Origin of the sequence: Methanobrevibacter sp. (genome assembly GCF_017406825.1) — an archaeon.
In the GTDB taxonomy this organism is placed as follows: Archaea; Methanobacteriota; Methanobacteria; order Methanobacteriales; family Methanobacteriaceae; genus Methanocatella.
In genome coordinates, this window is the sequence record NZ_JAFQXT010000016.1 from 1 (window position 1) to 8,344 (window position 8,344).

Here is an 8,344-nt window from a genome sequence, read left to right on the forward strand (position 1 = left end):
ATTTTTTAATCATTTATTTTGAAATTAAAGAAAAATTAGAACGAATTTTTATCGAAGTGAAATTTCAAGTGTAAAAAAAATAAAATTTGAAAGAAGCCTATAAAATTTTACAGACTCAAAAAAAAGAAAAAAAAGAAAGAAGTGGAATTAGTATTCCACAGGAAGTGGTAATCCCATTTTTGCTCTTCTTTCACGTTCTTTGCCGTTTTTGTCTTTTTTACCTGCTGCTAATTTTTCAAGTAATCCAAGACCTGGTTTTACTTCGTCCATTGGTTTTGTTTCAATTAAACCAGCATCAACAGCAGCTTTAAATACGGTTTCACCATCGTCGGTTCTGGTTAAAACAGTGGACCATCCGTCAGGAGATCCTACAGAACCGGTTGATACGTCAGCCCATTCACATACGTAATCCATACAGATGTTACATCCAGCTTGTTCGTATCCGTGGGTTTCTTTAATAGCTAAACCTGAGTCTTCTCCGTCTTTGGTTAACCAGAATTTACCTTTTCCAATGTCCATTTTGCTAGCATCAGTTAAGGAGTCAAATCCTAATTTTGCGGTTGCAAAGGTATCAAGAGAAGCCATAGGGAAGTTTTCCATACAGTAGATACCGATGATTAATTTAATTTTTTCAGCGACAAATCTAGTGAATGGGTAAGCTTGTGCTTTTCTTAAACCTTGGGTTTGACATGGAGTTGATACAACACCAACTTTTTCTAATCCGTATTGACGGGTTGCTTCTTTTAAAGCAGATAAAGTTGGGGACATTGAGTATTTAGTACCTGCAGCTGCGATAACTTCATCGGATGAAGTTACAACTGTAGGAATTGGTCTCCAATCTTCGTCAGGAGTTCCAGCTACAACTGCACCTTCAATGATTCCTTCATCGAGTGCGTAACAGAGTAATGCTGAAACAATTCCTCCGTCTTGTGATACATCAGTAATTTTGCTATCAGTAGCTCTTGCAGATAATGCTTCTTTATAAGTTCCTAATGGCATGTTCAATCCTCCTATAATCCAGTTTCCTCTTTAATTCTTTTTATAGGTAACCATGCTCTTGGACACATTGCATAACAAGATCCACATTTAATACATCTGTCTCTGTCACAGCTAGGCCTACCTTCGGAAAAGCCCATAGCTCTTGTAGGACAAGCGAGAGCACAAGTTCCACATCCAGTACATAATCCGTTACGTATTACATTGGTTAATACGTCACATCCACATCCAGTGTTGCAAGCAGCTTTATCAATAGCAGGTTGTAAGTATTCCATGTCTCCGTTGCATAATGCAACAACAACTTTTGCAATCATTTCAGGAGCTACAGGACAACCAGGAAGTGCGCAATCAACTTTAACTAAAGAGCTGATTGGTGCAAAGGATTCGTGTTTAGGTTGTGCTTGTTGACCTCCACGTGCGAAGGTGGTGAAACAACCGGTCATAGCACAGGAACCGAATGCACAGATTAATCCTGATTTTTCTCTTGCCATTAATAATTCTTGTACACTGTGGTCATCTTGTAAACAGACTGATCCTTCAATTAAACATAAGTCCATTTCAGGCATTTCTTCAGCGTAAGTTCCGTGAACCCATTTGTCAACTAAAGTTTGTCCGTATACGATATCAACTAAATCAGTTAATACAGTAGATAAAATGTCATAGTTTTCAGTTAAAGACATTGCATCTCCAGTACAACCACTTAAGTGAATGTAACCAATACGTGGTTTTGCGGATGCTGCAGGAGCTGCTTCTGGTGCAGGTGCAGCTTCAACTTTTTCTTCTACTTTTGGTGCGACTTCTTCTTTAGAACCGCCAAAAGCTTTTTTCAATTTATCAAACATTATTTTACCCCGATTTCTTTTAAAATAATATCTATAGCTTTAGGAACTGCCTTTTCTACAGGTTCTGTTAAACCCATATCCACATCCGGTGTTGGAATTGATGCAGGTTTGCATCCTACAATAACGACTTCACATTTCTGAGCGATTTCACGAAGAGGATCCTCAACTGTCATTCCGTGAGGATTATCATATTTCCCTTTTTGCATAACTTCCGGGTCAAAAATTTCCACAGTGCCCGGTTCAGCATTGAATTCGACAACATCAACTACAATGAGTTTCTTCCAGTCATATTCACTATATAACGGGAAAAAATTAGTTGGTGCTGCTGTTCCACCATCAATGAATTGAACCCCATCAGGCAAAGTTATGCCTTCAAATTTTTCTTCGATTTCTTTTAGAATTTCTTTATCAAACTCATCATCAACATAGGAAGTAACTGCAGGGTCATAATAGTCTTTTGTGTCATTAAGATATTTTTGTAAAACATTAATGACTACCGGACCGTAACCATCATCTTTAAATAATATATTTCCGCATCCAACAACAATGATGTCTGAATCGTAAGGCATTAATTAATTCCTCCAAACTTAGATTCTCACCATTTCATTTTTGAGAATGGATTTGTCCTCATCATCAACTACCATTACATGAGTAGCACAGGATAAACATGGATCGTAAGCTCTGATTACATGTGGACCTAACTCATGGTGGAATCCTTCAGTTGCAGGACCCATTGTTGGAATGTTCCAGGTAGTTGGTACAATTGCTGAATAGAATTGGGTTTTGCCTTCTTTGACTTGAGCCATGTGTACGTCAGTTCCTCTAGGACCTTCTATGACACCAAATCCAAGCTCACCAGTTCCTCTTTTATCGTAAGATACGTTAGCAGGTGCTGCAGGATCAATTGCATCTAATGCTTCCATACAAGCATCATAGTTTTTCAACATTTCATCTGCACGTGCTACGTGTTGAGCAACTACACCTTTGTCTTTGAATCCAGCGAATTTTTCCATTCTTGCTCTAGGACCAGTTTCAACATTAGTACCTTCCCATAATGGAATTACTGAACATGCTTTTTTACCAATATCTGGGTCATCATACCATGCTTCAGGTAATACTTCTGAGAATTTGTCCATATCGAAATCGTTGGTACCGTAAGTTGCATCCATTGCCATTAAAGGTTGGTTAACTACACCTAAATCTTTAGGTAAACCAGCTTCAGCAACACAGTTTTTAATAAATTCAACGTGTGCTTCAAGTTTTGGTTTTAAAGCAGTCATTCTTTCGATTAATCTTTCTTTGGTGAATGGTGTGATGTTTCTTGCCATTCCTCCAACTCTGATATCAGATGGGTGAATACCTTCACCAGCAATCATGTCTACAACGTATTGAACATTTTTTCTAACTTCACTTACACTGTTAACTGCATCGACGAATTTGTCCTCAGGGACAACGTCAGGTGCAACTAAGAAGTGGTGAATTGCTGCACTGTTAATACCGTGTGCTGCTGCGACAGCTTTTCTTAACAATTTAGCTGCTTTAGGAATTTCAATTCCTAATGCCATATCCATTGCTTCAGCGGATGCTAAAGTGTGTGGAATAGGACATACTCCACAGATTCTTTGACATAAAACTGGAGCGGTTTCAGGTGCTTTGTTAAGAACCATCTTTTCTAAACCCCTTACAGGAGTTATACTTAAATACATACCTTTTGTAACAATCCCTTCGTCGTCGACTTCCATGACGAGTTCGGCATGGCCCTCTTGACGAGTTGTAGGGGATATAACTACTCTATCTTTCAAATATGTCACCTCAATTATAAATTAGAAACTAACGATAAATATATATGTTTATTATTATTAATAAACTACATCAAAAAATATAAATCGAAAGATATATAAAAGATAAAAAACTAATTTCACTTATTATAATTAAATGATATGACAGGAGGGAAAAAATGGATAAAGCAAATATAATCATTTCAATAATTATTGTATTATGTATCGCAGCAGCTGTTGCCGCTTATGGAATTACCAACAGTGACAACCCAATATTCTCAGATTTGTCCAGTATTGGTGCAAATGACAATAATGGAAATGGAATTGGAAATAATACTATAACAAACCAATCAGGCCCTGTTGCAACTGACACCGGAAATTCAGGTACTGGAACTGGATCTGGTGGTTCAGGTAGTTCATCTGGAGGTTCCTCCTCAAATTCAGGTGGATCATCCTCAAATGGAGGTTCAAATTCCAATGGTGGAGGTTCAACTAATACACAATTATCATATTCCGCTGCAAAAGCCATTGCTACTAATGCTATTCTGGAAGACGGATGTTATGCTGGAGACGGATATTTCTCAAATGGTTACTGGATTTTCCCGGTTTACGATGCTGATGGAAATGTGGTCGACAGTATAGGCGTTAATGATGCAACTGGTATGACAGAAAGAGTATAGGATTTTTTAATCCTTTTTTATTTTTTTTGTAAAGAATAGATAACTATAAATAATAAAAATCATAAAATTATTATTGTTATATGTGAGGGCCCGTAGCCTAGCTGGATAGGGCGTCGGACTTCTAATCCGAAGACCCCGGGTTCAAATCCCGGCGGGTCCGCTCTTACAAATTCTTTTTTTAAAAAAAATAATTTTATGAAGTAAATTTATTTTGGGCTTGTAGCCTAGTCTGGAAGGGCGTAAGACTCCTAATCTTAAGATCGAGGGTTCAAATCCCTCCAAGTCCGCTTTTTTTTTAAAAATTATCCAAAGTCACTAATTTAGGCTTTTTAACTTCTTTTTTGAAACATATTTGACCATACTGGCCGCCGCCACCTGGAATAATGTCAATAGTATTGTTTCTGAATGATTCAATAGCTAAAGCAACATTGAAATCTACTTTCTTAATATCCTCCAGCCCAACATTAATCAAAACATCGATTTCTGTTTTGAAATTATCAATTAATTTTTGCCAAATCCCCTGAACGGTCTTGGTTGTGACTCCCTTTCCATAAACGGAAGAGATAATCCCTGCCAAAGGCATCAGATGAACATACTTTGGCCTGAAACTAGGATGGTGAGGCTCTTCAAAATCGGCTATTTCAGATATTCTGAAATCAACTCCTTTTTTAATTGTACCTCCGCAATCGCATCTCATTTTCTTTTCCCTGGCCACATGGGGATCAACCAACTTATAGCATTTTGTACATGCGGTCATGTGATACTTTCCCAAATTAGGTACGAGACCATAATTTGCCTTAATTTCCTTATTTTTAAAACACTTTTTAATAGAGGAATAGGACATATCTTCAAGACTTATCTGATTAAACTCACGACCTAATCTGTGAGGCCATGGCGAATGGGCATCGGAATTACTTAAAAAAGGAAAATCCTTAAGTTCTGATATGCAATCGGCCATGTCCGTATCTGCAGACAAACCCAATTCAACAAAATCGGGCTTTTTTTCATAACAGTCATAAATGCTGTTGAAAGACTTGTACATTCCTGTCCATGGAGTGAATGAATGTGCAGGACCTATCAGACAGTCATAATCATGAACCATCTCCAATAATTCCGCCCCGCCCAGGTTTGTTTTAGGCCTTCCGTCGATATTCTTATTATTGGAAGGCAGCATCTGTGACAATTCACGGGCAATGCCGATATCGGGAATGATTATTACATGGTGAATTCGGTATTTTGCTTCAACCTCAGTCGTTAAAACAAAATCCATTCCTTCAGCAGTGTATATTCCGTCTCCGGAATAAGTGGTGCTTTGTTCTATAATGTCCAGCCATTTTGGATGGAAGGCATCGCCAGTCCCCAACAATTGCAGTCCCTTAAGTTTGGATTTTGGAGCCATGTTTTTAATCAGCATGTCCTTTGATGATGCCATCGAAAAACAACTGTGAATGTGAAAATCAGCATTTACCAACATGTTTAATTGTTAGAAATTATTATTATTTTAAATTATCCAAAATTTTTTTAAATTCGAAAACCGGAAATTTATCTTTTTTGGGTCTTAAGTCCGCACTCAATTCAGAATATGAATCCAAATTTTTTAAAAAACAGTTTGTTTTGCCGATTAAACTGATAATCTCTTCCCGAGTAGTTGGAAATGCAAGTTTTAGTGTTGGAATATTCAAATCATTAATGATTTTGACAAACAGGCTATGTGCATTGTTGCAGGAGTTTCCTCCGAACAAAATCAAATCATTTAACGGACTATACATCTTTTCATAATCCTTCGGCCTTTTTCCTATCATTATTGCGGCATCTGCCTTATCAATCACTTTAGAAAACAAAAAAAGCCTTGATTTTACGCCTGACGGAAGTTCACTTGATGAATATTTGGTGATTAGGTTGTCAAAAGTGAGATTTCCTTCGCAGATATCCATATTGTCATTGCGAGAAAAGTTAGTTGGGGAGAGATATGTATGTCCGTTCTTTTCTATTAATGGAATAACTATCATCGATGCGTCAGGTATAACTATAACATTCATGAAAAAAAGTAAATAAAAATTGGATTGATCATCCAATATATCTTAAATCATCCGCATTTCCAGCATTGGCTTTATTGATTAAATCCTGTTCCATCTGCTGAGCCCTTGCTATCATTTGCCTGGTTTCTTCAGCCCTCTCATCTAATTTTTCAACATTAATTTCAAAATTAAGAATCTGGGACAGTTTTTTCAATAAAGCTTCGGCGGATTCGGCATCGATGAAATATCCTGGAGTTTCGCCCATAAGGCACATTCCATGGATTCCACGACGAACGCCTAAGCCTAAAAATAATCCTGAAGCGCCAACTATTCCTCCATCATTGACTCTTATTTCGATTTCAGCTTCTTTCAATAATTCGATGTTGGCCTCATTTGTAGCGGCTCCAAATATCCTAGGATTTTCAACAGGCTGTGGAGAAGTTACCATACCACCTAATGTGAAAATTCTATCAATATCATATTTTGAGACGAAGTCTAAAATCTCCTGACACACCAAGTATTGTCCTTCCGGAGATAATGCCTGAGTGTTACCTACAAGAATGATTAAATCCAAATTATCTTCACCAACATCCCTTAAATAGTATAACTCGTTATACATGTTTTCAATGATGCCCTCGTCTTTTACAAGAACTTGAGGAGGGAATGTCGGGGAATAAATTTCAGCGAATTTGGTGGCTCCCAACTCATCAATCATATGATCAGCAGCTAATTTGCCGACATGACCGAGACCAGGTAATGCTTCTATAAAAATAGGATTATCCAATTCGATTTCTTCTAAAACATTAATTTCAGCAGTATTCATTTGTACTACTCCCTATTCATTGCTTCTTTTTTCAAAATTCTTCGATATTTGCCGTATTTGTCCTCAATAGAAAATTTAGGAGGATAAATAACTTTAAGTTGCCCGCCGCATTTTGGGCAAGCATCTTTTAAAGTATAAATCCCACAATCAGGACATTTATTCATTTTCATATTCATAAGAATCTAGTTATTATCTAACTCTCTTAAAAATGAACCGTTACCACCAGATTCTTCAACAACTGCAATACATCTTTCAGCTGCAGATTTGAGAGTTTTTTCTGCCAATATATAATCTGTAGATTTTACAGTTATTCTGTATCTTGGTGCCCCTACACATTGGACTTTAATTTCCTCTTCCTCATCCCCATTGTCTTCTGCGGCTTTCAATGCAGAGATGATGACATCCACACCGTCAGGCACGAATGTTTCGATATCCACATAACCGCTAATGTGAACTTCAGGAGGAGTAATGTTCTTTTTAGCTACTTCTGTTATAGCATCAGCCCAATCTTGAGGGATTCCTTCTTCAGTTAATGATTCTGCACCTTCATCAGAAGCTGTTTCGAAAGCGCCGTAAACATCTCCAAAGATGTCCATAAGTTCATAACCCACTTCGTCATAAGCTTCATCTAAAGTCTTATCTAATGATTTAGCAGATAATTCTAAGAATTTTTCAGCTTTTTGTTCAATTTTCCAATGTTGGATTTTTTTAGTTCTTTGGTCTTCACGGATTCTTTTTAAAGAAGCATCAACATGTCCTTTTTTAGGGTTTACTCTCAATACACGACAGACAATCTTTTGATTTTCCCTTACGTGGTCTCTGATATTTTTAACCCATCCAGAAGATACCTCAGAAATGTGAATGAAAGCTTCTTTGCCCTGATATTCTTCTAATTTAGCAAAAGCCCCATAATTAAGAACTTTATAAACAGTACCTACAATAAGTTCTCCTTCATCAGGCCATTCTTGACTTTTTCTAACCATACTTTCACCAACATTAATAAAAAATAGTAATAAGTTTAAAACTAGAAATCTAGTTTAAAACTTTTTCAATATGTGCGGTGATTTTAGCTTTACCACCACGTGATTTGACAAGGGTTTTACCACAAATAATACATTTTACATCAGATGCTGCACGATCAAATATTACTTGTTCATTGTCACAATCTAAACATTTAACTTTTAAAAAGTTTCCTCTACCTTTACTA

General features: G+C 37.0%; 11 protein-coding genes and 2 tRNA genes. 3 read left to right on the forward strand and 10 right to left on the reverse strand.

The window, feature by feature from the left end; translation table 11 throughout:
• Positions 1-147: 147 nt before the first annotated feature.
• Genes frhB through frhA form a run of 4 tightly spaced genes read right to left on the reverse strand, consistent with a single transcriptional unit; the run spans position 148 to position 3,640 of the window.
• Positions 148-999: a coenzyme F420 hydrogenase subunit beta gene (frhB, locus tag IJF99_RS02560; protein WP_292791679.1), complete on the reverse strand. Its 852-nt coding sequence runs from the start codon at positions 997-999 to the stop codon at positions 148-150.
• Positions 1,000-1,010: 11 nt separating this feature from the next.
• Positions 1,011-1,838 (reverse strand): coenzyme F420 hydrogenase subunit gamma, encoded by an 828-nt coding sequence (frhG, locus tag IJF99_RS02565; RefSeq protein ID WP_292791683.1) that lies wholly within the window; start codon positions 1,836-1,838, stop codon positions 1,011-1,013.
• Positions 1,838-2,407 carry a coenzyme F420-reducing hydrogenase, FrhD protein gene (gene frhD / locus IJF99_RS02570; RefSeq protein ID WP_292791686.1) on the reverse strand — a complete coding sequence of 190 codons (570 nt, stop codon included), beginning with the start codon at positions 2,405-2,407 and terminating at the stop codon, positions 1,838-1,840. The genes frhG and frhD overlap by 1 nt, the downstream gene beginning before the upstream one ends.
• A gap of 18 nt (positions 2,408-2,425) precedes the next feature.
• Positions 2,426-3,640, reverse strand: a complete 1,215-nt coding sequence (gene frhA / locus IJF99_RS02575; protein WP_292791689.1) for a coenzyme F420 hydrogenase subunit alpha — start codon at positions 3,638-3,640, stop codon at positions 2,426-2,428.
• 155 nt (positions 3,641-3,795) lie between these two features.
• Here frhA and IJF99_RS02580 point away from each other — a divergent pair, with 155 nt between their 5' ends.
• The 3 genes from IJF99_RS02580 (at position 3,796) to IJF99_RS02590 (ending at position 4,583) form a co-directional block, all read left to right on the forward strand.
• A complete protein-coding gene (locus tag IJF99_RS02580; RefSeq protein WP_292791692.1) occupies positions 3,796-4,296 on the forward strand; it encodes an endoglucanase in 501 nt (166 codons plus the stop codon).
• Positions 4,297-4,382: 86 nt separating this feature from the next.
• Positions 4,383-4,456 (forward strand) — tRNA-Arg (locus tag IJF99_RS02585).
• Positions 4,457-4,509: 53 nt separating this feature from the next.
• A tRNA-Arg gene (locus IJF99_RS02590) sits at positions 4,510-4,583 on the forward strand.
• A gap of 8 nt (positions 4,584-4,591) precedes the next feature.
• On the opposite strand, the gene IJF99_RS02595 is transcribed toward IJF99_RS02590, so the two are convergent.
• From IJF99_RS02595 to IJF99_RS02620, 6 genes are all read right to left on the reverse strand, one after another.
• Positions 4,592-5,770: a TIGR00375 family protein gene (locus IJF99_RS02595; protein ID WP_292791695.1), complete on the reverse strand. Its 1,179-nt coding sequence runs from the start codon at positions 5,768-5,770 to the stop codon at positions 4,592-4,594.
• 22 nt (positions 5,771-5,792) lie between these two features.
• Positions 5,793-6,335 carry a DUF2112 family protein gene (locus IJF99_RS02600; protein WP_292791698.1) on the reverse strand — a complete coding sequence of 181 codons (543 nt, stop codon included), beginning with the start codon at positions 6,333-6,335 and terminating at the stop codon, positions 5,793-5,795.
• A 28-nt stretch (positions 6,336-6,363) separates the two neighbouring features.
• Entirely contained in the window at positions 6,364-7,137 is a 774-nt protein-coding gene (locus tag IJF99_RS02605; RefSeq protein WP_292791701.1) for a proteasome assembly chaperone family protein, read from the reverse strand.
• Between the two features lie 5 nt (positions 7,138-7,142).
• On the reverse strand, positions 7,143-7,313 hold the full coding sequence (locus IJF99_RS02610) for an RNA-protein complex protein Nop10 (protein WP_292791704.1): 171 nt from the start codon (positions 7,311-7,313) through the stop codon (positions 7,143-7,145).
• A gap of 6 nt (positions 7,314-7,319) precedes the next feature.
• Positions 7,320-8,120: a translation initiation factor IF-2 subunit alpha gene (locus IJF99_RS02615; protein WP_292791706.1), complete on the reverse strand. Its 801-nt coding sequence runs from the start codon at positions 8,118-8,120 to the stop codon at positions 7,320-7,322.
• Positions 8,121-8,169: 49 nt separating this feature from the next.
• Positions 8,170-8,344 (reverse strand): 30S ribosomal protein S27e (locus IJF99_RS02620; RefSeq protein ID WP_292791708.1); only part of this gene is annotated, 175 nt, incomplete at its 5' end.

What these genes read in the sequence shown, in the direction of transcription:
- frhG (WP_292791683.1), bottom strand. Translation starts at nt 1,838, where the DNA reads ATGTTTGATAAATTGAAAAAAGCTTTTGGCGGTTCTAAAGAAGAAGTC.
- IJF99_RS02610 (WP_292791704.1), bottom strand. Translation starts at nt 7,313, where the DNA reads ATGAATATGAAAATGAATAAATGTCCTGATTGTGGGATTTATACTTTA.
- IJF99_RS02600 (WP_292791698.1), bottom strand. Translation starts at nt 6,335, where the DNA reads ATGAATGTTATAGTTATACCTGACGCATCGATGATAGTTATTCCATTA.
- IJF99_RS02605 (WP_292791701.1), bottom strand. Translation starts at nt 7,137, where the DNA reads ATGAATACTGCTGAAATTAATGTTTTAGAAGAAATCGAATTGGATAAT.
- frhB (WP_292791679.1), bottom strand. Translation starts at nt 999, where the DNA reads ATGCCATTAGGAACTTATAAAGAAGCATTATCTGCAAGAGCTACTGAT.
- IJF99_RS02615 (WP_292791706.1), bottom strand. Translation starts at nt 8,120, where the DNA reads ATGGTTAGAAAAAGTCAAGAATGGCCTGATGAAGGAGAACTTATTGTA.
- IJF99_RS02580 (WP_292791692.1), top strand. Translation starts at nt 3,796, where the DNA reads ATGGATAAAGCAAATATAATCATTTCAATAATTATTGTATTATGTATC.
- IJF99_RS02595 (WP_292791695.1), bottom strand. Translation starts at nt 5,770, where the DNA reads ATGTTGGTAAATGCTGATTTTCACATTCACAGTTGTTTTTCGATGGCA.
- frhD (WP_292791686.1), bottom strand. Translation starts at nt 2,407, where the DNA reads ATGCCTTACGATTCAGACATCATTGTTGTTGGATGCGGAAATATATTA.